General features: G+C 66.4%; 16 protein-coding genes and 1 pseudogene. 10 read left to right on the top strand and 7 right to left on the bottom strand.

Translation table 11 applies throughout. The features are described from left to right. Positions 1-36 precede the first annotated feature (36 nt). Together HTZ84_RS22745 and HTZ84_RS03255 are read right to left on the bottom strand one after the other, a co-directional pair. Positions 37-510, bottom strand: a complete 474-nt coding sequence (locus tag HTZ84_RS22745) for a phosphoenolpyruvate carboxylase (RefSeq protein ID WP_309138883.1) — start codon at positions 508-510, stop codon at positions 37-39. Between the two features lie 70 nt (positions 511-580). Continuing rightward, a pseudogene (locus HTZ84_RS03255) lies at positions 581-2,724 on the bottom strand (phosphoenolpyruvate carboxylase); the annotation flags it as partial. A gap of 1,086 nt (positions 2,725-3,810) precedes the next feature. On the opposite strand from HTZ84_RS03255, the gene HTZ84_RS03250 reads away from it, so the two are divergent. The 3 genes from HTZ84_RS03250 to HTZ84_RS03240 are packed head-to-tail and all read left to right on the top strand — an operon-like array spanning position 3,811 to position 6,868. Next, positions 3,811-4,839 carry a glycosyltransferase family 2 protein gene (locus HTZ84_RS03250; RefSeq protein WP_174679370.1) on the top strand — a complete coding sequence of 343 codons (1,029 nt, stop codon included), beginning with the start codon at positions 3,811-3,813 and terminating at the stop codon, positions 4,837-4,839. Between the two features lie 2 nt (positions 4,840-4,841). Beyond that, positions 4,842-5,987 carry a DUF354 domain-containing protein gene (locus tag HTZ84_RS03245; protein ID WP_174679369.1) on the top strand — a complete coding sequence of 382 codons (1,146 nt, stop codon included), beginning with the start codon at positions 4,842-4,844 and terminating at the stop codon, positions 5,985-5,987. Next, positions 5,987-6,868, top strand: coding sequence for a polysaccharide deacetylase family protein (locus HTZ84_RS03240; RefSeq protein ID WP_174679368.1), 882 nt, complete (start codon positions 5,987-5,989; stop codon positions 6,866-6,868). Before HTZ84_RS03245 ends, HTZ84_RS03240 begins: the two co-directional genes overlap by 1 nt. A gap of 62 nt (positions 6,869-6,930) precedes the next feature. Here the strand turns inward: HTZ84_RS03240 and HTZ84_RS03235 are convergent, their stop codons facing one another. Both HTZ84_RS03235 and HTZ84_RS03230 read right to left on the bottom strand, forming a co-directional pair. Then, entirely contained in the window at positions 6,931-7,854 is a 924-nt protein-coding gene (locus HTZ84_RS03235; protein ID WP_174679367.1) for a hypothetical protein, read from the bottom strand. A 286-nt stretch (positions 7,855-8,140) separates the two neighbouring features. Then, entirely contained in the window at positions 8,141-10,207 is a 2,067-nt protein-coding gene (locus tag HTZ84_RS03230; RefSeq protein WP_254611703.1) for a hypothetical protein, read from the bottom strand. A 440-nt stretch (positions 10,208-10,647) separates the two neighbouring features. Between HTZ84_RS03230 and HTZ84_RS03225 the strand changes: the two genes are divergently transcribed. Further along, positions 10,648-11,706, top strand: a complete 1,059-nt coding sequence (locus tag HTZ84_RS03225; protein WP_174679365.1) for a GNAT family N-acetyltransferase — start codon at positions 10,648-10,650, stop codon at positions 11,704-11,706. A 94-nt stretch (positions 11,707-11,800) separates the two neighbouring features. After that, positions 11,801-12,862 carry a GNAT family N-acetyltransferase gene (locus tag HTZ84_RS03220; RefSeq protein WP_174679364.1) on the top strand — a complete coding sequence of 354 codons (1,062 nt, stop codon included), beginning with the start codon at positions 11,801-11,803 and terminating at the stop codon, positions 12,860-12,862. Positions 12,863-13,190: 328 nt separating this feature from the next. Here HTZ84_RS03220 and HTZ84_RS03215 read toward each other — a convergent pair whose 3' ends face one another. Beyond that, positions 13,191-14,423 (bottom strand): hypothetical protein, encoded by a 1,233-nt coding sequence (locus HTZ84_RS03215; protein ID WP_174679363.1) that lies wholly within the window; start codon positions 14,421-14,423, stop codon positions 13,191-13,193. A 587-nt stretch (positions 14,424-15,010) separates the two neighbouring features. Here HTZ84_RS03215 and HTZ84_RS03210 point away from each other — a divergent pair. Next, a complete protein-coding gene (locus HTZ84_RS03210) occupies positions 15,011-16,903 on the top strand; it encodes a hypothetical protein (RefSeq protein WP_174679362.1) in 1,893 nt (630 codons plus the stop codon). Positions 16,904-16,924: 21 nt separating this feature from the next. Here the strand turns inward: HTZ84_RS03210 and HTZ84_RS03205 are convergent, their stop codons facing one another. Further along, on the bottom strand, positions 16,925-18,385 hold the full coding sequence (locus HTZ84_RS03205) for an oligosaccharide flippase family protein (RefSeq protein WP_174679361.1): 1,461 nt from the start codon (positions 18,383-18,385) through the stop codon (positions 16,925-16,927). Positions 18,386-18,713: 328 nt separating this feature from the next. Here HTZ84_RS03205 and HTZ84_RS03200 point away from each other — a divergent pair, with 328 nt between their 5' ends. Then, entirely contained in the window at positions 18,714-19,337 is a 624-nt protein-coding gene (locus HTZ84_RS03200) for a GNAT family N-acetyltransferase (RefSeq protein WP_174679360.1), read from the top strand. A gap of 157 nt (positions 19,338-19,494) precedes the next feature. Further along, entirely contained in the window at positions 19,495-19,773 is a 279-nt protein-coding gene (locus HTZ84_RS03195; RefSeq protein WP_174679359.1) for a hypothetical protein, read from the top strand. Positions 19,774-20,064: 291 nt separating this feature from the next. On the opposite strand, the gene HTZ84_RS03190 is transcribed toward HTZ84_RS03195, so the two are convergent. Then, positions 20,065-20,943 carry a hypothetical protein gene (locus tag HTZ84_RS03190; protein WP_174679358.1) on the bottom strand — a complete coding sequence of 293 codons (879 nt, stop codon included), beginning with the start codon at positions 20,941-20,943 and terminating at the stop codon, positions 20,065-20,067. A 368-nt stretch (positions 20,944-21,311) separates the two neighbouring features. Between HTZ84_RS03190 and HTZ84_RS03185 the strand changes: the two genes are divergently transcribed. Further along, complete coding sequence (locus HTZ84_RS03185; RefSeq protein WP_174679357.1) at positions 21,312-22,391, top strand: DUF1616 domain-containing protein; 1,080 nt, start codon at positions 21,312-21,314, stop codon at positions 22,389-22,391. Between the two features lie 274 nt (positions 22,392-22,665). Then, positions 22,666-24,690, top strand: coding sequence for a sensor histidine kinase (locus tag HTZ84_RS03180; protein ID WP_174679356.1), 2,025 nt, complete (start codon positions 22,666-22,668; stop codon positions 24,688-24,690). Positions 24,691-24,742: the final 52 nt, after the last annotated feature.

Below are 24,742 nucleotides of genomic sequence, written 5' to 3'. Positions count from 1 at the left end.
GGCCGCGTCAGCCGCCTCGCGGACCGAACCGATCGATCAGCCCGTGTTCTTCATCCCTGCGGCGATTCCCTTGACCGTCAGCCGGAGCGTCCGTTCCTCGATATCCGTGCGGTGGGTCTGCTGGAGCAGGTAGACCTGCAACATGTTCAGCGGATCGACGTAGGGGTTGCGCCGCGCTAAGTTCTCGCCGAGCCAGTCGCGGGTGTGGAGATCCTCGCGCTGGCCGATCTCGGTGATCAGTTCGGTCGCCCGCTCGTACTCGTCGGTCACGCGCGGGAAGAACCGTTCGCGGAGATCCGGTTCCGCCAGGTCGGCGTACTGCTCGGCGATCTCGAGTTCGGTCCGGGACAGCGAGAGGGCGGCGTTGTCGAGCGTGGTGCGGAAGAACGGCCACTCGTCGTACATCTCTTGGAGGTGTCCATGGACCCTCCGTCGTCCAGGTACGCGTCGATCCCCGCGGCGACGGCGTACCAGCCGGAGGATACACCGCGACTGGGTCCAGGAGAACACCCACGGATCGCCGGAGATCCTCGACGGTTCGCTCCCCGCTGCGGGAGGCGGGTCGCGACCCCAGATCCAGGTCCTCGATGACCGTGATCGGCGTCGCCTGCTCGAAGTACTGGACGAACCCGTCGCTCTCGAGGAGATCGCGGTACTCCTGCCGGGCGACGTCGGCCATGGTCTCCATCGCGTCGAACCACTCCTCGGGGAGTTCCTCCTCGTCGGGTTCTTCCTTGGCGTACAGCCGCGCCCGGAGCTGGGCGTTGAGCATCTGCTCGATGTTGCGCTCGGCGATGCGGGGGTTGGCGTACTTCTCGGCGATCGCCTCGCCCTGTTCGGTGAACTTGACCTGGCCGGTGATCGTGTTGTTCGGCAGGGCCAGCAGCGCCTCGTTCATCGGGCCGCCACCGCGGGAAATCGAGCCGCCGCGGCCGTGGAACAGCCGCATCTGGACGTCGTAATCGTCGCAGATCTCGCCCAGTCGGCGCTGGTTTTAAACAGCGACCAGTTCGCGGCCAGGAAGCCGTTCTCCTTGTTCGAGTCCGAGTAACCCAGCATGATCTCCTGGGTCTGCCCGCGGGCCTCGAGGGCCTGACTGTAGGCCTCGTTTTCGAACAGCGTGCCCATGATTCGTCGGGCCCCCGAGAGGGCGTACTCGGTCTCGAGCAGCGGAACGATGTCGATGCCCGCGTGCTCGGGCAGCGAGACGACGCCGGCCTGATCCGCGAGGAACAGCACCTCGAGGACGTGGCTTGGCTCGTCGGTCATCGAGATGGCGTACGTGTCGATCGCCTCGACGCCGTATTCGGTCTGCCAGTCGCCGAGGTTCTCGAAGAGTTGGAGCACGCGCGCGGAGTCCTCGGAGAGCCCCTCCGTCTCCGAGAGATCGACGACGGGATCGTCCTGGAGGATCGCCTCGGTTAGCAGGTCCGTCCGTTCCTCCTCGGAGAGCGACTTGTAGTCGATCCCTTCGCCCTCGAGGGCTTCGGCGATGGCGTCGGTGTGTTTCTGCTGGTGTTCGCGCAGGTCCAGACTGGCCAGCGAGAAGCCGAAGGTGGCGACCTGGCGCCGAATCGGGTCGACGTGGGCCTCGACGACGCTCTCGCCGCCGTTGTTCCGCAGGCTCCGCGCGATGACTTCGAGGTCGTCGAGGAGTTCGTCGACGTCGTCGTAGCCGCCCGGCCGGACGTCCCCGACCCGAGCGAGGCGCTCGCGCATGAGCTTGAGCTTCTGGCGGTAGGGCTCGCCCGGATACCGCTCCTCGGCCGTGCGGGCGACGCCGGGCAGCCGCTCGCGGTCGTCCTCGAGGGAGGCCTCGAACGCGGAGCCCGTATCGATGCGGCTCCCGTCCTGGCTCAGGACGCCCGAGAGGCGCTTGAGTTGTTCGCGGTACTTCTCGAGGACGACCTCGCGCTGGCGCTCGAGCGTATTGGCAGTCACCTCGGGGGTCACGTAGGGATTGCCGTCGCGGTCGCTGCCCGCCCACGAGCGGAACTCGAACAGCTTCGGAATCTCGAGGTCGCCCTCGGTTTCCGCGTCGATCGCGTCCGCGAGTTCGTCGTAGACCTCGCCGACGACGTCGAACAGCGTGTTCTCGAGATACCACTGGACGTTGCGCGCCTCGTCTTCGGGTTCGGGCTGGCGGTTTCGGACCTGCGGCGTCTGCCAGAGGCTCGTCACCTCCGCGTCGATATCCCGCCAGACCTGCGCTTGCTCCTTGTCGGTCAGCAACCGTTCGTCCAGCGTCTCGAGGTGCGTCGAGATCGTCCGCAGCTTCGATTTGACCGTCTTGCGCCGCGCCTCCGTCGGATGGGCCGTGAAGGTCGGCTCGATGAGGACGTCGTCGAGCACGTCCTCGACGGTGTCGACGCCGCGCTCGCCGAGTTCCTCGGCCGCCATCTCGAGGCTGTCCTCGAGCGTTCCCTCGTTGGACTCCGTCCGGATCGTCCGAACCCGCTCGCGCTCCTCCGCGAGGTTGATCAGTTCGAAGTAGGTCGTAAACGCCCGCGCGACGATCCGCTGATTGTGAGGCGACAGCCCCTCGAGTCGCGAGATCAGCGGCTCGCGAGACTCGAGATCACCGGATCGGTAGTCGATCGCCGCCCGCCGGCACGACTCGACCGTCTCGAACCCCTGCCGGGAGGTCTGGTCCTCGAGAACGTCGCCGAGTAACGCGCCGAGCTCTCGAACGTCCTGTCGAATCTCCCTGTTGTGAAGTCTCATACTGGCATGGTATAGCTTCACCCCCAAAAACCCCTGTGTAGCCGTTCTACCGTCGGTTTGGATCGTTTTTCGTGATAGTTACTCGCGGTGGTTGAATTCGGTGACACTTCGTGTAGACGAACGACGATAGCGCCCGTTTGAGAATGGTAATCACAGATTCGCTATCGCGAGATTTCGTCAGAACATGATATCCGAGAGACGACTCGCTCGCGGTGACGGCCGTCGAGGAGACGTATCCATTTCCACCACCGTCATTCAATTCACTACAACAATAGTCAATGGTTGCGAGTGCCGGGCGGCGACGGACCCCGCTACTGACCGCGCCCGATATCACCGCCGCGCTCGGTCCGCTGTACCCACTGCATAGCGCGCGATCGTCGCGCTCGTTCGGCCGAAAGCGATTCCTATCGCTCGCGGACCCTATCGGATCGTTCCGCCGAGGCGTCGTTGGGGGTACTTACTCGCGCCGCCGTGATCGAACGTCGGCGTCGTCGCTCTCGAGTGCCTGAACCGTCGGGTTCGTTACTGACTTTACCGGCGTTCGTCAGGGGTAGCGATCCCGAGCCGCTTCCGGTCTGGGTCCTGACACGTATCGGCGTTCCAGTCATTCGTATATTATTCATTGACAATTTGGTGTGTATGTGCTGTTCTCTGTCATCGATGGATGAGAAAAACTCCATCGAGAATCACTCTGCGTCGGTGTTAAGGAGACTGAACGAATTGTACGACTGTAATAACAAAACTCTACACACTGTGACAATAGCCCCGTGTTCGCTATGGAGAGTTCGACTGGTTTCGATCGCCGCTCCGTGGCTGTCCGGACAGCCGACGGTGTCCCCGTAGCCGAGCGCGCGGAGCGCGCTCGTCCCGCGGTCGACCGTCGTCGGGACGGGAACGACGGCTTCGACGCCCTCGCCGCGCCGAGAACCGAGAGCGCGTCCGGATCGGTAGTCGCCGTCCCCCGTTCGGGGCGACCGTTCGATCGCGCGCGCGGACGGGGAACCCGCGATCGACCAGTGGCGTTGATTGGACGGATTGCAGGGTATCGAACGCAACCCGAGACCGCCCGCTACGGAGGGTGAGAGCATGTACAGACAGCACACGATCGGCGTCGTCGTTCCGGCGTACAACGAGGAAGGGTTCGTCGGCGACGTGCTCAGGACGATGCCGGAGTACGTCGATCGGATCTACGCCGTCGACGACTGCTCGACCGACGGCACCTGGGACGAGATCCGCCGGACGGCCGAGGAGATAAACGGCGCCGAGAAGTCCGTCGCGGCCGTTCGGGCCGACGAACAGCCGGCGGCCGCCACCGACGGCGGTCCGGCGTTCGACCGGCGCGTCGTCCCGATTCAACACGAGACGAATCGGGGCGTCGGCGGCGCGATCAAGACCGGCTACCTCGAGGCCCTCGAGGACAAGCTCGACATCACGGCCGTGATGGGCGGCGACGGACAGATGGACCCCGATATCCTGCCGCGCTTTCTCGACCCGATCGTCGAGGGCGAGGCGGACTACACGAAGGGGAACCGCCTGGTCGACAAGGAGTACCGCGACGGCATGTCGCGGTGGCGGTTCTTCGGCAACTCGGTCCTGACCTTCCTGACGAAGATCGCCTCCGGCTACTGGAAGATGATGGACCCGCAGAACGGGTACACCGCCATCTCCCGGCGAGCCCTCGAGAACGTCGGCATCGAGGAGATGTACGAGTACTACGGTTACTGCAACGACTTGCTGGTGAAGCTCAACGCCCACGGCATGCGGATCGCCGACGTCCCGATGCCGGCCGTCTACGGCGACGAGGAGTCGAGCATCGATTACCCCTCCTACATCTGGAACGTGTCGGGAATGCTCCTCCGGAACTTCTGCTGGCGGCTGAAGGCCCGCTACCTCGTCCTCGATTTCCACCCGCTGGCGCTGTTTTACCTCCTCGGGACGGCGATCTGCGGCGTCGGCGTCGCCGGAATCGTCTGGTCGCTGTACGCCTGGCTGACGCTCGCCGCCCCGCTGTTCGTCCGCGGATCGGTGAGCGCGCTCCTGCTCGTCACCGGCTGCCTGTTCGTCCTCTTCGCGATGCTGTTCGACATGCAGGCCAACGAGTCCATGGAGGTGTGACGATGGCGACCGCACCTGCGGGCCGCGTCGTCGTCACCGTCCAGCATCCGGCTCACGTTCACTTCTTCAGGAACGCGATCGGCGAACTGGAGGATCGGGGCTACGACGTCCGCGTCTTCGCGCGCGAGAAAGACGTCACCGAGGCCCTCCTCGAGGCCTACGGCATCGAGTACGAGCGCCTCGCGGGGAGCGCGGCGTCGCCCCTCGAGCTCGCGAAAGTGCAGGCGACCTACGAGTACCGCCTGCTCAAACGCGTTCGGCGGTTGGATCCGGACGTCATGCTCGCGATCGGCGAGCCGGGGGTCGCACACGCGTCCGCGGTCGTCGACGGCCACAGCGTGCTGTTTACCGACACCGAGCACGCGACCCTGTCGAACGCGCTCGCGTTGCCGTTCGCCGACCTCGTCTGTACGCCCCGCGCGTTCTGGGACGACCACGGCTCTTCCCACTACACCTATCCGGGCTACCACGAACTGGCGTACCTCCATCCGGATCGGTTCAGCCCCGATCCGTCGGTCCTCGCGGACCTCGAGCCGCAGGTCGAGGCGGGGCTTCCCGCGGCGACCGACGGCGGGGCCGCGTCCGGGGCAGCCACCGGAGCTGAATCCGTTGGGTCCGGCGGCTCGACCGGCGGCGTCGGCGACGAGTCGCTGGTCGTCTTGCGGCTGATCTCGTGGACCGCTGCCCACGACATCGGCCGGGAGGGGATGGCCGGCGTCGAACGCCTCGTGGCCGACCTCGAGCGCGAGGGGGCGACCGTTCTCGTCTCGGCGGAGGGCGACCTCCCGCCGGCGCTTGCCGACCGGCGGATCGACCTACCGCCCGATCGGATCCACGACCTGCTGGCCCACGCCGACCTGTTCCTCGGCGAGAGCGCGACGATGGCCATCGAGAGCGCCGTCCTCGGCACGCCGTCGCTGTACGTCTCCGATCTGGACGCCGGCGTCCTCGAGGAACTCGAGACGCGCTACGGGCTGGTCCGCCGGCTCGAGCGGGACGCCGAGCCGAGCCGAGTCGCCGCCACCGCTCGGGAACTGCTGGCGATCGACGACTCGACGTGGCGGGAACGCCGACGGACGTTGCTCGACGAGACGATCGACACGACGAACTTCGTCGTGAACACGGTCGAACGGGTGAGCGACGCGTGATGGCGGACCGTTCGTTCGACGACGACTACGAGTTCGCCCTCTGTCTCACCCACGACGTCGACCGGCCCTACAAGACGTTCCAGGCGCCCTACTACGCCGCCGCGGAGCGCGACCCCTCCCACCTCCGGTCGCTGGTCACCGACGAGCGTCCCTACTGGCAGTTCGAGGAGCTGATGGCCCTCGAGGACGACCTCGACGTCCGGTCGGCCTGGTACTTCCTGAACGAGAAACGCCTCTGGGAGAAATCTCCCCGCGAGTGGCTCGAGCCCCGCAACTGGATGCTCTACACGGGCCGGTACGACATCGCGGACCCGGAGATCGTCGACGTCGTTCGGGCGCTCGACGACGGCGGCTGGGAGGTCGGCCTGCACGGCTCCTACGACTCCTACGACGACCGCGAGCGGTTGGGTTACGAGAAACGCGTCCTCGAGGACGTCCTCGGCGACTCCGTTCGCGGCGGCCGCCAGCACTACCTCAACACGAAACTCCCCGACACGTGGGAACACCACCGGGAGATCGGCCTCCGGTACGACGCCAGCTACGGCTCGAGCGACAGCTACGGCTTCGACGGTCAGTACGACGTCCTCCGCCCGTTCGACGACGAGTTCGTCGTCTTCCCGCTGACGGTGATGGAGACGACGCTGTTCTCCCAGACCTCCTCGGTCGACGCCGCGTGGCGCGAGTGCCGGCGCCTGCTCGAGGAGGCGGCCGACAACGGCGCGATCATGACCGCGCTCTGGCATCCGCGGTACCTAAACGAGGAGGAGTTTCCGGGGTATCGGACGATCTACCGCCGAATGATCGAGGAGGCGAAGGCGCTGGGCGGATGGGTCGGTCCGCCGGCCGAGTGTTACGACCGGCTCACGGCTGTGACGCCGTAGCGACCGTTCGCGCACAAAATCGGCACTCCGCCCCGGTAGCTGACTGAGTCGGTCGGAGAAACTTACTGGTTCTCGAGGGCGGCGCGGGCCTCCTCGCGGTCCATGTCGAGACAGATGTCGTGTTCGTCGTAGTACATCGCCGCGTCGGACGCGTTGCCGACGACGTAGCCCAGCGGGCCGACGGCTTCGATCCGGTTGTCGTCGGTCGTCGTGAAGCGCATCGAGGTGTCCTCGAAGGCGAGCTCGCCGTTGACCCAGTACTGCATCACGCCGTCCGCGTTGGCCTGGCCGTTCCGGTAGGAGTTGACCTTCACGTGGCACTCGATCTCGTTCCACTCGTCCATCTGCACCACGGCGTCGGTCATCTGGAAGTCACCGGAGCCGGTGTTGTCGAGGTGGTAGGAGTAGCTGAAGAACTTGTACCCCTCCGGCGCCGGCGAGTCGTTCCGGTTGGCGAACCCGATCGCGTTCGACCAGCCGTTCGTTCCGTCGGTGTTACCGCCGCCCGAGGAGCCGGGACCGTTCGTCAGGGGCCCCCAGAACATTCGGATGGTGTCGTCCTGATTGAGGTCGAAGTTCTCCGGGTAGATTTTGAACCGCGTGTAGACCTCGTCCTGGTAGTCGCCGACGTGCTCGGGGAACCGGTACTCGCAGTTGGCGATCTTCTGATCGCCGGTAAACGCCGTGTAGAGGGATTGTCGGCCCGTCGTCGTCCGGTTCGTGACGAACTCGGGCTGGTGGGAGCCGCGAACGTCGTTGACGTCGTAGACGTCGCCCGGGGCGCTGTAGTCGTCGTAATTAACGGAGATCAGGTCGCCGTCACCGGCAGCGGCCGCCGACCCCGCCACGCCCGAGATTCCGAGCGCCGCGGCGGCCGACCCGGCCAGCTTGAGATAGGACCGTCGGCCGAGACCCGCCTCGGCACCGCTGGTTCGGTCGTCGTCGACCGATCGATCGCGTTCGGTTACCGACTGATCGCTCGTCATGCAACTCTGGTAACGAGGATATACTGTTATAAACCTTTACCACTGATTAACGTCATATTATCCTGAGTGTATCTTCTTTCTACTACGATTGTCCGATAATTCTCGAAAGCAGATATGGACGACGGCGGGCGATATCGGCTGCTCGAAAGGCAGCGTTACCGTCCGTCGACGATGGGGAAAGAGGCTATTACTACGGGAGGAATCGGCCGGCTCAATCGTCGGTAACGGACGGGAAACGGAAGGGAACGGAACGTACTCGAATCGTCGAAACGCCGAGTCGACGATCCTACTGGATCTCGTGGTGAACGTCGACGGTGGCGTCGCCGACGAGTTGGAAGTCCGTGATATCTCCGTCGAAGAAGTAGGCGTCTCGCTCGCCCGCCCCGACGGAGCCCGCGGCGCTCGTGCCCTCGAGCGAGTCGGCGCGGTCGACGGTCGCGTCGCGGTAGTTCGACTGGATCACGTCGCCGTCGACGGTGAAGGAGTAGTCGGTCGCGTCGTCGGCCTCGCTGCCGTCGATGACGATCGCGTGCGGGAGGACGCGGGTCTCGCCGCTGTAGTCGGCGGGATCGATGCGCTCGGCGTCGAGGTACACGTGCGTCTCGCCCGTCGCGAACGCGACGTCGACGAGTTCGCCGGAGAAGCGGAACCGGTGGACGCCGCGCTCGATCGTCCCCGTCACGGTCTCGGAGGTCTGCCGTTCGGCGCCGACGGCGGACGCGTCGCCCAGGACGGTGTCGATCGTCCCGTCGACGGTCAGCTCGTAGCTCGCCTCCGATCCGTTCCCGACCACGGTCAGGACGTGGGGCAGGTCGTCGCCGTAGTCGGCGGGATCGATCTCCTCGCCGTCGACGGAGACGCGCGCGGCCCCGTCGACCGTGAGCTCCTCGAGCTCGCCGCTGAAGCGGAAGGCGTCGCGCCAGCCGCCGACGAGACCGGTGACGCGTCCGCCGTCGATGGCGTCGCCGTCGTCGATCGACGCACCGCCGTCCGTCGATTTCTCGACCGAGCCGCTGACGGCGAACTCGTATCGGGTGGTGCCGGTCGTTCCGAGGCCGTCGACGAGCACGACGTGCTCGAGGGGCTCGTCGGACCGGTCCTCGGCCGGCGGCGCGTCGGGATAGTCGGCCGGATCGATCTGCTCGCCCGAGACCCACAGCTGCGAGGGGTCGGGGTCGGCGGAGATGGCGACGATGTCGCCGTCGAAGAAGTAACCGTCGATAGTGCCGGGTTCGGCCGTCGCCTCGACGACGGCGTACTCGTCGGACGTGATCTCGACGCTCTCGTTGTAGGTCGCCTGGCTCCAGTCGGACTGGACGATGTCGCCGTCGACGTAGATGCGGTACGCGGCTTCCTCGTCGCCGTTCCGGTAGGTGAACCGCTCCTCGTACTGGTCGCGGGCGCTGGGCTCGACCAGCGTCGGATCCTCGTCGTACGGCGGCGAGTCGTCCCGATCGGCGGGCATACCGCCGATCGCGATCTCGTGGTCGTCGTAGATCAGCGCGTCGCCGGAGAGGCTCGAGCCGACGACGTACCCCAGCGGGCCGACGCCCTCGATGAGGTTGCTCTCGGTGGTCGTCATCCGGAGGTTCGTCCGTTCGAAGGCGAGTTCGCCGTTGACCCAGTAGCGCATCACGCCGTCCCGGTTCGCGCTGCCGCCGGAGAACGTGTTACACCGGACGTAGCCCTCGATCTCGTTCCACTGGTCCATCCAGATCGGGACGCTCGTCATCTGGAAGTCGCCCGAGCCGCCCCGGTCCATGTGGTAGGAGTAGCTGAAGAAGTTGTAGCCGTCCGGCGCCGGCGAGTCGTTCCGGTTGGCGAACCCGATCGCGTTCGACCAGCCGTTGGTTCCGTCCGTCGCGCCGCCGCCCGACGAGCCGGGGCCGTTCGTCAGGGGCAGCCAGAAGATGCGAACCGTATCGTTCGCGCTGAGCCGAATCCCGTCGGGGTAGAGCTTGAAGCTGGTGTACACCTCCCGCGGCATCTCGTAGCCGTTCTCCTCGAACCGGTACTCGAGGTTCGCGGTCTTTTGCGCGCTCGAGAACTCCGTTCGAATCGCCTGATTCGAACCGTTCGTCGGCGAAGAGACGAATTCCGGCGGAATGCCGCTCCGATTGTCGTTGACGGTGTACAGCTGTGACGGATCGCCGTACCGGTCGTAGTCGAGTTCGATTCGTTCCATTCCCTCGGTCGATTGCGCGCCCGCGACGCCCGCCGAGATCCCGATCGCCGCCGCGGCCGCGCCGGCGAGTTTGAGATACGATCGTCGATCGATCGCGCCGTCGCCGGCGGCTCTCTCGTCCGCACCGTCCGACGAGTCGTCACCCAGTTCCGGAGTGTTGCGTGCCATATACACCGAGTAATCAGATTTTACTATCATAAACTTTTCCGCTCCGTGAACGGACAAATAATCCTAGATTAAAGCCGTTTGAAAGGGAACTCTGTAAAATAACTCGATAGGTGTGGAAATATTGACCATATCGGGATTCGTGGCGTAAGATGAGATTACCGGCGGCTCGAGACCGCGTCGATCGCACAACCGTCGCGGGTCGGCCCGTCTCGCGGGCTCGAAACGGTCGGATTGCCCGTACGGTCACGCGAACCGACGCTATCGCGGCCGTCGGGAATCGCGTGTCCGCACGGCCCTTCCCGGAACGAAAGAAGCGACTCCCTTCGTTTTGCGCAGTACGGCTACAGCGGCCGTACGGCTGCTATAACAAAGCCTACATGAACCGAAGCTGAGCGAGAGTGTCGCCTTCGGCGATCGACCGCCCGTCGACACCGACAACAATGAGTATTCGTGTTTCAGTAGCCGATCCGTCAGAACAGGAGACGTGGAACAGGTACGTCGATCGCTCCCCTCAGGGGACGGTCTTCCACCGGTACGAGGCCCTCGAGTGCCTGCGGGATCACACGGGTGCGACGCTGTATCCGCTGATGGGACACAAGGGGGAGCATCCGGTCGGAATCTTCCCCGTCTTCGAACTGAACAGCGGCCCGTTCTCGCTGGTCTTCTCGCCGCCGTACGAACTCGGGATACCGAACCTCGGCCCCGCACTACTGCATATGGGCCAGCTGAAACAGCGAAAACGGGAGAAACGACACCGCCGGTTCATCGAGAGTTGTCTCGAGTGGATCGACGAGGAGGTCGATCCGCAATACACCTACGTCGAGACCGACTGGAACTACGACGACACCCGCCCGTTCGACTGGAACGAGTTCGACGTCTCGCCGGCGTACACGTACGTCATCCCGCTCGAGGACTCGCCCAGCGAGGAGGAGTTGATCAAGCGGTTCAGTCAGAGTCCGCGCAGGCGGATCCGGGACGCGCAGGACCGGGAAGACGAGTACACGATCGAGACCGGCGACCGAGCCGATCTCGCGTGGACCGTCGAGCAGGTTCGGAAACGGTACGAAGAGCAGGATCGGAAGCCGCATCTCCCCGTCGACTTCGTGACCGGACTGTACGACCGACTCCCCGACGGAGCCGTTCGCGTGGACGTGCTCCGGCTCGACGGCGAACGGGTGTCGGGCAACATCGTCCTCGATAACGGCGATCGAATCCGCGGCTGGCAGGGCAGCACGCGTCCCGATACCGATTTCCCGGCCAACGAGCTGCTCGAGTACCACGGCATGTGCGACGCCCTCGAACGCGGGGCCGACAGCTACGAGATCGTCGGGGCGAACACGCCTCGACTGACCACGTGGAAGGCGAAGTTCAGCCCGGAGACGCGGACCTACTACTCGGCGAAACGGTCGACGATGAGCATGGAGATGGCCGAGAGCCTCTACGTCAACCTCCGGGACAGCAGCGAGTTGCTCTCGCGACTGTCTCCGGCGACGAACTAGCCGTTCGCGCCGTCGCGCGGGCCGCGTCGTCCGCGACCGCGAGTCGAATACCACGCACGAACACCGCCGACCAACCGTCTACGCTTTCGAAACCGTGTCAGCACTCGAACCGACTCTGTACCGGAGCATCGAACCGATAAACGAGAACCAGTGGAACAACGTCGTCACCCAGTCCGACCGCGGGACCGTCTACCAGCGCTACGAGTGGGTCCGGGCGATCGAGGAGGCCTTCGACCACGAGCCCCGCCACGTCGTCGTCGAGAAGAGCGGCAATCCGATCGCCCTCATGCCTAACTTCAAGACCGACCTCCCCGTCCCCGACGCGGTCACGGAGACGCTCCCCGTCGCGCCGCCGCTCGAGCAGTTGGTCTCCCTGCCGACCGGATTCGGCGGCCCGGTCGTCCTCACCGACGAGGCCGACGCGCTCGACCTGCTCTTTGACGGTCTCGAGGAGACCAGCGAGCGGACCGTCGTCAACCACGCCATCGAGACCTACGACCTCGAGTACGTGCGGTACGGCCAGTACCTCCAGACCCGGGGGTACGAGCCGTCGTTCGACTCGTGTCTGTTCCTGATCGACCTCGAGGACGGCTGGGACGCCATCCTCGACGGGATGGACAAGGGCCGACGCCGCGACATCCGAAAGGGTAACGAACAGGAGTATCGGATCGAGATCGACCCGCTCGGGACGGACCTCGAGACGACCTACGACTGGTACGTCAAGAACCTGGAACGCGTCGACGGCTCGCCGCTTCCGAAGGCGTTCTTCGAGTCGCTGGCCGACCGGCTCGAGGACCGCCTGCGGGTCTTCAGGGCAATCGTCGAGGGCGAGGAGGTCGGTCGATACGTCTACCTCCTCGACGACGAGGGCGACGTCCTCCACCACTGGCTGTCGGCGATCCCGGATTCGGACAACTACCAGTACCACCCCTCCGAACTCCTCCACGAACGCGGGATCAAGTGGGGGATCGAGCAGGGCTACGAGCGGTACAACTTCGGGAAAACCGGTTCGCACTTCTCGAACTCGGTCTTCCGGTTCAAACACAAGTACGGGGGGACGGCCGTCCCCGTCTTCAAGGTCGAGAAGGGGTACTCGCGCGTCGCGTGGCCCCTCTACCAGTTCGGGCGCGAGAAGTACGTCGAAAAGTCGCTCTAACACGACGAACTTTTGCGCTGCGGGCGCGGCGAAGCCGCGCCCTCGGCAAAACTTCGATGAAAAGCACTCCTCCCTCCCCGCCGGGTCGGTCGTCGGCCCGCTCGCTCGGCCTTCGGCCTCGCTCACGGCTGCGCCGTTCGCGTATCCAAGGCGGCTTCGCCGCCTCGCTTCGCTCGCGGTAAGTGCATCCGTCTGTCTGTATTGCGAGTCTCACAGCAAACTCTCGAGACGAGATCCGGTCGCGATCTACTCGAACCGGCCGGCCACGTAACCGACGTACGGATGCGCCGCTTCTCGAGGTGAGCTACGTCGCGTCGAGCAACCGTCGTTACTCCCCGGGCCTCGAGGGAACCGCCTCGGGATCGAGTTCCTGCCCGTCGACCCACAGCTCCGCCAGTTCCGGGTCGGCGTCGACGGCGACGACCGAGCCGTCGTACAGGTAGCCGTCGGCGCTCTCGGGAGCGGCGACCGCGTCGGCGGTCGCGTACCCCTCGGTGTCGTCGGCCAGCGCGATCTCGACCGTCTCGTTCGGCGACGTCGTGTGCCCGTCGACGTTGCTCCACTCGCTGTGGACGACGTAGCCGTCGACGTAGACGCGGTAGCTCGTCTCCGCGTCGCCGGTCGCGACGGTGATCCGGCCGTCGTAGTCGTCCATCCTGCTGGGGTCCTCGACGTAGGGGGCCGATCCCCGTCGGTCCTCGATCGCCCCGTTGCCGCGCAGTTCGTGGTCGTCGTAGTAGATCGATAGGTCCGCCGGCGCCGTTTCGTCGCCGCCGTACCGAACCAGCGGCCCGCCGTACTCGATCGCCTGGTCTTCGGTCGTCGTCCAGCGGAAGTCGGTTCGCTCGTAGACGGGCGTACCGTTCAGCCAGCACCGAACCTCGCCGTCCGGGTTCGCCTCGCCGTCGCTGACCGTGTTCATCCGGACGAGCGTCTCGAATTGAAACCACTTGCCGACCGGAACCGGCGCACCGACGACCTCGAACTCGCCGCTGATGCCCTCCTGATCCATGTGGTAGGAGTACGCGGCGAGGTTGTAGGCGGCCTCGTCGTCGATCTCGCGATCGGTCACGGCGAACATGCTCGACCAGCCGTCGTCGCCGTGGGGCCGTCCCCGACTGCCCGATCCCTGGACGCCGGCCTCCGTGTTGAGCCCCGCACACCAGAACCGACAGACGTCCGTCTCTTCCATCGTCCAGTCCTCGCTCAGCGAGATCATCGCCCGCTGGTAGAGCGCCCGCGGCTGGGCGTAGCCGCCGTCGGGAAACCAGACCATCGCGTTGCTCCCGTCGCTGTCGCCCGCGGGGATGTCACACCGCAGGGCCGTCGCTCCCGTGTAGGCGGCTCCGTCCTCGAAGGCGAACCGTTCCGGATACCCCGTCCAGACGCGGTAGACGTCCGACGGGTCGTCGTGCGCGTCGTACTCGACGTCCCGTTCCTCGAACGTCGCAGTCCCGCCGCCACCCCCCTCGTTCCGGGCGACCAGTGCGATCACCCCGCCCGCGATCCCCGCCGTGAGCGCGCCGCCGGTGAGTTTCAAATACGACCGTCGGTCGACCATCTCCCGTACGGTACGGCGATCCCACCCTTAGTTACGTTCCGAATTCGAGAGTATACAATCGGTAGCAGGCCGTTATCCGATATACGCCCCTCCTACGGCACCGACCCTGCAACGTCGCGATACCCGAGGACCCCATGGATCGTCGCCGAGTTCCAACGAGGACGGTCAGACCGCGTCGCTGCGTGCAGCACTCCGCGCTCGAGAGAGATTCTCGCTCTTCGGATCGAATCGCCACCGTAGCGGACGCTCGAGTCGGAATTCGAGTCCGTCTCGGCGGCCGTTGTGTCATCCTACTCTGACAACTCCGATCCGGTTACGTTCACCGAACCTATCATAATCTATCGAATGTGAGCGGCCCAACAGTAGCGACAGCGATACGTTCTCAGCGGCTGTGAACGGTGTCGAACGTTTTTCGAACGCAATTGTATCTAGTTCCGACAGATGATCAGTTCCGTCGATCGAAGCGGACCGACAGCCAACCGTCGGTCCCGACCGGGAGCCGAACCGAGACCGGAGCCCGTCGCTCGAGTACGGATTCCGAACCCCTCGCGACCGATCGCGAGACCGCCGCAGGTCGGTGGTGCGCCGTGAGACGGCTCGTCGACCGCGTCTACGGGCTGTCGACGGTCGCGTTACCGCTCGTGGCCGTCGTCGGGGTCGTCGTCCCGCTGGTCCTCGGGCTGACGAACCTGGCGATTCTGGGGCTGTACTTCGCCGTTCCCATGATCGCCGCGCCGGCGCTGGTCCGAGCGATCGGCGACGAACGGGGCTCGTCGACGGCGGCCGGTCGTCGGATCCCGCGAGTCGACTGGCGAATCTGGTCGGTCACCTTCCACCTGCTGCTCGCGGGACTCGTGGTGTTGCTCAGCGCGACCGAGGTTCGACCGTTTCTGTTCTACGCGGGAGTCGCCGTCGCGTACCTGCTGTGTTTCCTGTTGATCACGACCTCGCGACCGACTCGAGGCCGCCACGCGATCGGCCTCTATCACCTGGTGGTCCTCGCCGCGCTCGTCATCTTCAGCGTCACGCTGAACTACGACTTCTTCGTCGGCCACGGCGATCTCATGACCCACATCGCGATGGCCACGTCGATCCTCGAGACGGGCGAGCTCTCGTCGCTGCTGCCGGAGTACGAGGCGTTCCAGCTCTGGCACGTCTACACCGCCGTCTCGACGCAGCTGTTCGGCGACTGGATCCCGGTTCACACGACGATGTACCTCCTCTCCGGGGGCGTCTTCGCCGCCGCCGTCGGGCTCATGTACGGCCTCGCCCGGCGCGTCTACCCCAACGAGACCGCCAGCCTGCTGTCGTGTCTGGTGTTGATCTCGTTCCCGCTGTACCTCTTCTACGGGATGTACTCGATCCCGCGCAGCGTCACCTCGATCCTCTTCCTCGCGCTCGTGCTCGCGCTCGTCGATCGGCCGACGGGGAACATGCGGATCCTGACGGTCCTCCTCGTCGCCGCGATCGTGGTCTACCACCCCGCGTCGATCCCGTTCGTCCTCGCGATCCTCCTCCTGTTCGCGGCCCTCGAGTTCTCGATCGCCAGCCCGATCCGGGCCGCCGACAACTACGTGCTCTCGGTCGGCGTCCTGGTCACGGCCACCTACTGGCTCTACAACGCCGAGTTCATCGTCGAACGGCTGGTCGACACGATGGTCGTGAGCTTCCTCGGCTCCACGTCGGGGTCGGGTCAGTCCGGAGACGTGCTCGCCGCGCCGTGGGCGCAGGTCGCGAACTTCGTTCCCTACGCGTTCGCGCTGTTGCTGGTCCTCGTCGGCTTCCTGTTCTGGCACCGGCGGCTCGCGACGAGCGGCGAAGCCGACGCGATGGCGGACGTGGCCGAGTCGAGCGTCGACTTCCGTTCGTCGCGGCGCGTGCCGCTGTTCACCTCCCTCGGGCTGCTGACGGTGGCCCTCGTTCCGCTCGCGTTCCCCGGACCGACGCTGCTGCTCGACGCCCTGGCCGGCATCAACATCAGCCGATTCGGCCACTACAGCATCATGTTCATCGCGTTGCTCGGCGGGTTCGGACTGTACGAACTGTTCGACCGCGGCGGCGTCGCGGTGTTCCTCGCGCTCCTCGTGCTCACGTCGGGGCTCGGATTCACCGCCGTCTCCAACGACTTCACCGCCTCCGACAACCCGGTCGTCGAACGTCCCTTCTACACCTTCTACCTCTCCGACAACGAGGTCCAGTCGTTCGAGGCCGTCGACGCGGGCTACGACGGCGAGATCGGAGCCGACAGGCTCTCTTGTCGGTATCTCACGGAGCTACAGGGCTCGTCGTGTTCGGTCGTCGACGCCGGCGGGGAGGGCGACATGTTCGCGGGCTACGACGCCGTCCTCATCAGGGAGGGCGAACTCGCGGACAGGCCGTTGCAGTTCTCCGAGTACGTCGAGAAGGAGTCGATCGACGAGAGCGAACTCGCCGATCGAAACCGCGTCTACGATTCGAACGAGGTCGCGCTCTACGGCTGATCGGCGCCGCGCGGCGCGCGATCAGCCCGTGAGTTGCTCCGCGACCTGATCGACGTCGATGAGGTCGAAGGCCTGACAGGCGACCAGCCAGACGACGGCGCTGGCGCCGATCGCGACGACGAGGCCGACGTATCCCGAGAGGACGTGTAGGAACGCCAGCACGATGGCGGCCATCCCGATGCTGATCCCCAGCGACGTCGCGAAGCAGTGGACCACGTTCCGGTAGTCGAAGGGGAGTTCGGTGTAGACGATCCCGACCGTACAGATCGCGTACGTGCCGTAGGTGATCACGGTCGCGACCGCGGCCCCGGCGGCCCCGAAGAGCGGGATCAGGGCGACGTTCAGGGCGACGTTCCCGATCGACGTCGTCGCCTTGAGGATCGCCCGCGACCGGGCCCGTCCGAGGTAGTCCAGCGCGGGCCCGGAGATGTTCTCGAGGGCCTCGAAGAAGACGAACAGCGAGAGGATCTGGACGACGAGGATGCCGCCGGCGTAGCCGTCCCCGAAGAGCAACACGATGGCCGGGTCGGCGACGACGAGGATGCCGATGCAGGCGGGCACGTACAGCGTCAGCGTCTTCCGCAGGCTCTCCTCGTACACCGAGGCGGCCGCCTCCGTTTCCCCCTTCGACGACTCGGCCCCGTAGGAGGGCGAGAGCGCGAAGCCGATCGACGCCGCGGGGACGCGCGTGAACTGGCTGATCTGTTTGCCGATGGTGTAGAACGCGACCTGCGTCGGGTTCGTGAGAAAGCCCACGAGGATGGTATCGAGGTGGCCGTCGACCTCGTCGGAGAGCCGCGTGACGCTCAGGGGCACGTTGTACCGGAGGATGTTCATTCGGACCTCGCCGTCGCCGGCGACGCTCTCCCGGTCGAGGTCGCTGACGCGCCAGACCATCCAGTGGCCGAGCAGCGTCGCGAGCGCGTAGGCGACCACGTAGCCCACGACGGCCGCCGTCGGCGTCGGTCGGAGCAGGACGGCGCCCGTCACGAGCGTCAGGGTCATGCCGCCCTTTATCGCGTGTAGCTTCGCCGTGGTGGTGATCGCTTCGTACCCCTGCAGGATGGCCCGGTTGTACCGGTAGAGCGTGTAGAAGAGGACGTAGCCCGAGCCGACGAACAACAGGCCGGCGAGGCCGGCCTCGTTCAGCAGCGCCGCGAGGAAGTCGGCGCCGACGAGCAGGGCGACGGCGACGGCCAGCGACGCGATCGCGACGAGGATCCACGATTCGACGACCGCGGCGACGGCGCGCTCGGTGGCGTCGTCCCTGTCCTCCGCGATGAACCGCGCCGCGGCCCACGGCAGTCCCGATTCGCTGACGAACCGAGAGAAGGAGAAGACCGAGAGCGCGAACGCGAGCAGTCCGTACGACTCCGGCCCGAGGATCCGCGTGAGCACGAGCAACAGGAGTCCGGTCGATACGACGTGAACGACGCGACCACCGAAATCGGAGACGATGTTCGATATCAGTCTGTTCGCCATGTGGTGTTTCGAGTTGTGAGGTTATCGATTGGACGGTGCGGGGTTCCGGAGCCGACGCGGGCGCGGAATCGACGCCGTCCGCGGTCGACCTGGGGCGATACCTGACCTGAGGGTGATGTGAAACGCGAACTAATAGGTTCGTGACGGGAATCGTGTCACTGACGAGTTGCTGAACGCTAGGGATCGAATAGGATTCGCTATCCGCCGCCTGAACCGACCGGCGGTGCGCGTAGGATCCGAATTCCCTCCGCCGTCTCGAGGCGGTCCAGTTGCCGCGGTTCGAACGATCACCCACCGATATGTACGCAGATCGCATCAGCTGACCGTGATGTCACTCGTCAGTAAGGCGAAGCACACCACGCAGGATCTCACCAGCAAAGCGAAGAACGCGAAGCTCGATCTGGCCGCCTACAAGTTCGCTGGCGAGTTCCCCGAAGAGTCGTACGCGTCGATCGACACTGAGCGAGCCGTCGTCGACGATAGAGAATCCGTGCGTCGGTTCTTCGGCGACGACCCCACGTGGCGGGATCGGTACTTCGAGTACCTCGAGGACGGCCACGTCGGGATGGTCCTCCACGACGACGGCGAGGTGATGAGCTACGGCTGGACCCTGACGCCGGAGTCGGTGCGGGCCCCCAGGGCGCTCCCGGACACGATCGTCGAGGAGGACTGCTACTGGCTGTTCGACGCCGGGACGGAACCGGAGTACCGCGGCAACGGGCTGTTCAAGGAGATCAACCGCGCGCGAACCGAGTGGATCCTCGAGCGGGATCCCGACGCGACGATCTACACCGATACCGGCGTCGACAACGTCGCCCGCTACGGCATCGAGTCCTCGCAGTTCGAACCGCACGGCACGATCTCGCTGGTCAGATTCGAGCTCCCGGGAACCCCGCTGTTGAAGTGGAGCCGGTGGGATCGGGACGCCGAGCATCCGCCGAAACCGGAGTGACGGATCGGCGACGGCCGACGGTCGCTCGAGTCTCGGGCCGGAACCGTTCGATCGAGTCCGGCGCTGCCACGATCGACGGGTACGAGCCGATTACCGACCGTTCGTGCGGTGGACGACCGACTGGTTTTATGTCACGGTCCGGAATAGTGCGGCGGCGATGCCTACGCCACGTCGTCTCCGATTCGTTCGCACGCAGGTCGCGCTGCTCCTGGGGTTGCTCCTGGCGCTGGCGGCGGTCGGCGCCTTCTCGCCGGGACTGTTCGTCCTGCTGGGAGTCATCGGCTTCGTCACGGCCATCGAACTCCTGACGCCGGCCGAGGTCCGCCCGCGGTGGTACGGGCGCGTCGAGGTGCTCGTCACGCTGGCGCTGGTCACCGCCGCGGCCGTCGCCGGCGTCCGCACCGTCCAGTTGTTCGAACCGGGCCTGCTTCCGTAGCGCGGCCGTTCGTCGCCGTCGGCGAGCGAACCCTTTCTTGACGGTCGGACGCAAACTGCTCGTAGCGGCACCGTCCTACGAAACCTACCATCGATACCCCGCACTCAGTAGAGCGCACAGCGCCCGGACTCCGTACCGGCGCAAAACACCCGCCGAGCGACGACTCGCGTCTCACTGACGCGCCGGTTCTCTCAGAAGGATGTTGGTCTCCCCGCTCGAGTCAGTCCCGTCAGACCGATCGACGCCGGTTCGCGACTCGAGTCCATCCCCGTCCGTCCCCCCGTCACCCGCTCAGTCCGCGCCGGTGTCCGCGTCCCACTCACAGCGGACGAGCCACTCCCCGCGGTCGGCGTCGTCGGTGACCTCGAGTCGGACCGGCCGCTCGAGGACCTCGGCCAGCCCCACCGCGAGCGTCGAGGCGACGGGATGGTCGAACCGGTCGACGGCGCCGAACGCGCTGCCGGAGACGGCGATCTCGGCCCGGCCCCGATCGATGTCGACGGCCGGCTCGGCCGCGGTCGCGAACTCGAACCGGCCCTCGAGGGCGTCGCTCAGTTGCTCGACCGTCGCGGCCGGCGTCTCGGTCGCGCCCGAGCCGGTCCCCGCGACCTCTCGAACGAACTCGGTGCCGATCGGCTCGAGGACGAGGCCGTCCTCGCCGAAGCCGACGCTCGTGTCACCCTCGATCGGCCGCGGCGCGTCGTCCGACTCGGCCGGGACGAACAGGCGGACGCGGTCGTCGTCGGTCGGGAGGTACCACCGGTCCGTCTCGAGACCGCGACGCGCGAGTATCGCCTCGTAGTTGGCGGCGCAGGTCGCGTAGACCCGCTCGGCGTCGCCGCTTTCGACGAATCGACTCCCCGTCACCGACCGGGTCAGCAGGCCGGCGAACAGTCCGACGCCGGCGAGGGCGTACAGCACCTCCTGTCCGTTCGGGAGGACGAACGCGGCCCCGAAGCTCAGGACGCCCAGGCCGACGAATCCGAGAGCGGTGAGCCGGAGCCGGTGTCGACGGGAGTCGTCGACTCCGTCCCGGAGCCGTTCGTTTCGGGCCCGCAGTCGCTCGACCCGGTGCTCGAGTTCGACGCGGTCGCCCTGCGTCGGGCCGCGAGTTCGGTCGGTGTCGGCGATGCTCGCATCGACGTTTTCGTCGGGGTTGTCAGTCCTCATGGGTGGATTCCTGTGGCGGTCGACCGCCGCGGACGGCCGCCGGCGCGCCGCGTCGGTCCCGCGAGCGCCGCCGAGAGAGACGGCCAGCTCCCGGTGGGCGGAGAGACGCCCGCAGTCGACGCGAACGGCGCATTCCTCGGCTACTAATTACGATCCCGGTGAAAGTAATGCCCTCACTATACTCTACCGACGTCGGAACCCGCGGGAGACGCCGTCGAGCGTCGCGGTTTTCGGTCCCTCAAATCGTTCGCGCGGGCGGCGTAGTCGGCTGCTACGCTCGTGACCGTTCAAGTTGCGTAGTCACTACTTCCTGACTGTCTCCGCAAGCGACCATCCAATTTACGTATCGGATATCGAACGGGAGATATATGTCAGATACCACTGCGAACCGGAATCGGTCCGCGCGGACCGAGGGGTGGCTGCCGCCGGATCTCGCGGCGGTCGTCGTGGCGACGCTGCTCGTCGTCGTCGCCGCGTTCGCGCCGGTGATCCGCGAGACGCCGCTGCGCGTCCCCCTCGGCATCGCCTTCGTCCTCTTCGTCCCCGGCTACGCGCTCATCGCGGCGCTGTTTCCCGAACGGAACCGAGTCGCCGTCGCCGACGCGGACGGCGACGATGCGGGCGACGCGACCGGCGGCGGACGAACCCGCATTCTCGGCGCCGGCACCGGCCTCGACGGCGTCGATCGCCTCTCGCTGTCGGTCCTCGCCAGCGTGGTCCTCGTCTCGGCGGTCGGCGTCGCGATCCACTACACGCCCTGGCCCATCCAGGCCGGCCCGGTCGTCGCCGTCGTGGCAGTCGCCACGCTACTGTTGGCGTGGATCGCCGCCCGTCGTCGGCGAGCGCTCGCCCCGTCGGTCGCGTTCGCCGTTCCGGTCCGGCGCTGGCGGTCGACGGTTCGGGGTGCCGTCCGCTACCCCGACAGCCGCGCCGACATTATGCTGACCGGGCTACTGGTTCTCGCCGTCGGGATCGCGCTGGCGAGCGTCGGCTTCGCCGCCGTCGGCCCCGGATTCGGCGGCGCCGACGAGGCCGAGGGCCACTCGGCCCTGTTCCTCGAGCAGGACGGCGACCTCCTGACCAACGAATCGGCCGCCCTCGAGGGCGACGACGCGACGAACGTCACCGTCGGCGTCGAGAACGAGGAGGGGCAGACGGTCGACTACACCGTCGTCGCCGTCGCGCAGCAACTCGAGGGCGACGGCGAGAGCGTCTCCGTCGCGAACGAAACCGAACTCGACCGCCGCGGGGTCGAGGTCGACGACGGCGAAACCCGACGCCTCGAGTACGAACTCGAGTCCGGATCGGTCACCGACGCCGCGGACGACGACGCGCGGATCGTCTGGCTGCTCTACTCGGACGAAGTGCCCGACGATCCGTCGACGGAGACCGCCGAGGCGTACGTGACGCTGTCGCTGTCGGACGGGGAAGACGGGTCGGACGGCTGAGCGCCGCGGCCGAACCCGATCGACCGCACGGCCCGGCGGCGGCGAGGACCGGCGGTTCGTCTGCCGCTCGAGGCTCGGTCGCGTTCTTCGACCGGCGAATCACGGCTCTCCTCCCCCCTTTTCGAACGCACCGACGGCCGCTTCGCTCGCGGTATCGCGAATTCACCCTGACTCCTCGAGGTGTCAGGGGGCTCCCGGTCGACCTGACAGCGGGAGCGAACGTCGTCGCCCCTCCGGCAACAATAATCAAGAGTCCGTACTCACAAGCGAGACTATGACAGACTCGGGTCCACCGGAGGGGGAACGCGAGGGGGACCCGAAGCGATCGGTCGTCTCGCGAGTCGCGCGCTCGGTCGTGCCCGGCGTCGTCCGCCGCAGTTACGCGCTGAAACTCGCGCTCGCGCTCTTCGTCGTCGTCCTGCTGATCGCCGGCATCGGCGTGGTCAGTTACGTCCAGATTCAGGGGATCATCGAAGCGGACGCGGAGGATACCCTCCGATCGACCGCGACGGTCCAGTCGGACGCCGTCGGCGAGTGGATCGACGGGATCGAGAGCCAGACGCGCGGGATCGCGACGTCGGACGTCTACGGCACTCGAGACCGGGAGGCGATCCGGGACCACCTGCGGGACTCGCGGGCGCTGGCCGGCGAGGACGTCGTGGGCGCCCACTACGTGAATCCGGAGAGCGACGAGATCGTCGCGAGCACCGATTCGGACTACGAGGGAGAGTCGGTCGCGACGGCGGTCCCGGCCTGGAGCGCTCCGATCGAGCGGGCGACCGCCGACTCGGGCGACGGCGACCCGATCGCGTCGTCCGATCGCGCCTACGAACGCAACGGCCGCCTGCTGATGGCGTTCGCCCGTCCGGTTCGCGTGGGCGACGGCGTGCTCGTCGTCGTCGCCGACGTCCGGCAGGGCTTCGAACAGCTCTACCGGTCGGAGACGATCACGACGACGCGGGTCCTGACCGCCGACGGCCGCGAGGTGGCCGCTCCGCGCCAGTCTCGGCCGGCGCCCCTCTCGGACACGTCGGCGTTCGGCGCCGCTCGCGACGGAGAGACGGCGATTCACGACCGCGACGCCGACGTGTTCGCGTTCGCTCCCGTCGACGGCACCGACTGGATCGTCGTCGCCGAGGCTCCCAAGGCGCAGCTCTACCAGGCCGGCGAGACCGTCGGTCGGAACGTCGCCTTCCTGATCGTCACCTCGCTCGCCGCCCTCGCCGTCGTCGGACTCGTGCTCGGCCGCGGGACCGTCCTCCCGCTGATCCGACTGCGCGAGCGGACCCGGGCGCTCGAGGCCGGCGAGTTCGACGTCGATCTTCGAACCGACCGCGAGGACGAGATCGGGCGGTTGTTCGCCTCCTTTGCGGCCATGCGAGACGCCCTCCGGACGCAGATCCGGGAGACCGAGGCGGCCCGCGAACGGGCCGAACGCTCGAGCCGGAAACTCGCGCGCCAGAACGAACGCCTTGACCAGTTCGCGAGTACGGTCAGCCACGACCTGCGCAACCCGCTGAACGTCGCGGACGGCTACCGGGACCTCCTCGAGTCGAAGCTCGCCGACGCCGAGTCCGAGGACGTCGATCTCGAGGAACTCCGGGAGTACGCGACGCGGATCGACGAGTCCCACGAGCGCATGGAGACGATCATCGCCGACGTGCTGGCGCTCGCTCGGGAGGAGAACACCATCGACGACACCGTCTCGGTCGACCTCGAGTCCGTCGCCGCCGACGCCTGGGCGAACGTCGACCACGAGGACGCGACGGTATCGGTGGTCGGCAGCCGGACGTTCGAGGCCGATCGGGAGCGGCTCCTGCGCGTGTTCGAGAACCTCTTCCGGAACAGTGTCGAACACGGCTCGACAAGCTCTCCTTCGCAAGCTCAGGAGAATAGCGTGGAACACGGGTCCACGGACAGTCGGCCGCAGGCCGACGACAGTGTCGAGCATGGCTCGACAAGCCTTCCTTCGCACGCTCAGGAGGACGCCGTGGAGCACGGCTCCACGAGTTCCCCCTCACAATCCGGACAGACCGACGTCCAGCAGGGCGACTCGAGCGTCAGCATCGAGGTCGGTCCCACGGAAACGGGCTTCTACGTCGCCGACGACGGCCCCGGCATCCCGACGGACGCCGTCGACGACGTCTTCGAGTACGGGGCGACGACGGCCGAGGACGGAACCGGGTTCGGGCTGGCGATCGTCGAGAGCATCGTCTCGGCGCACGACTGGACGATCGCCGTCGACGAGCGCTACGACGACGGGGCGAAGTTCGTCGTCTCGGACGTCGGCGGCGAGTGATCGCGGGTCCTCGAGACCGACGGCGTCGGACGGGTTCGCAACCGACCTTCGC

Source organism: Haloterrigena gelatinilytica (genome assembly GCF_013342145.1).
In the GTDB taxonomy this organism is placed as follows: Archaea; Halobacteriota; Halobacteria; order Halobacteriales; family Natrialbaceae; genus Haloterrigena; species Haloterrigena gelatinilytica.
This window is presented reverse-complemented; position numbering and strand designations above follow the sequence as displayed.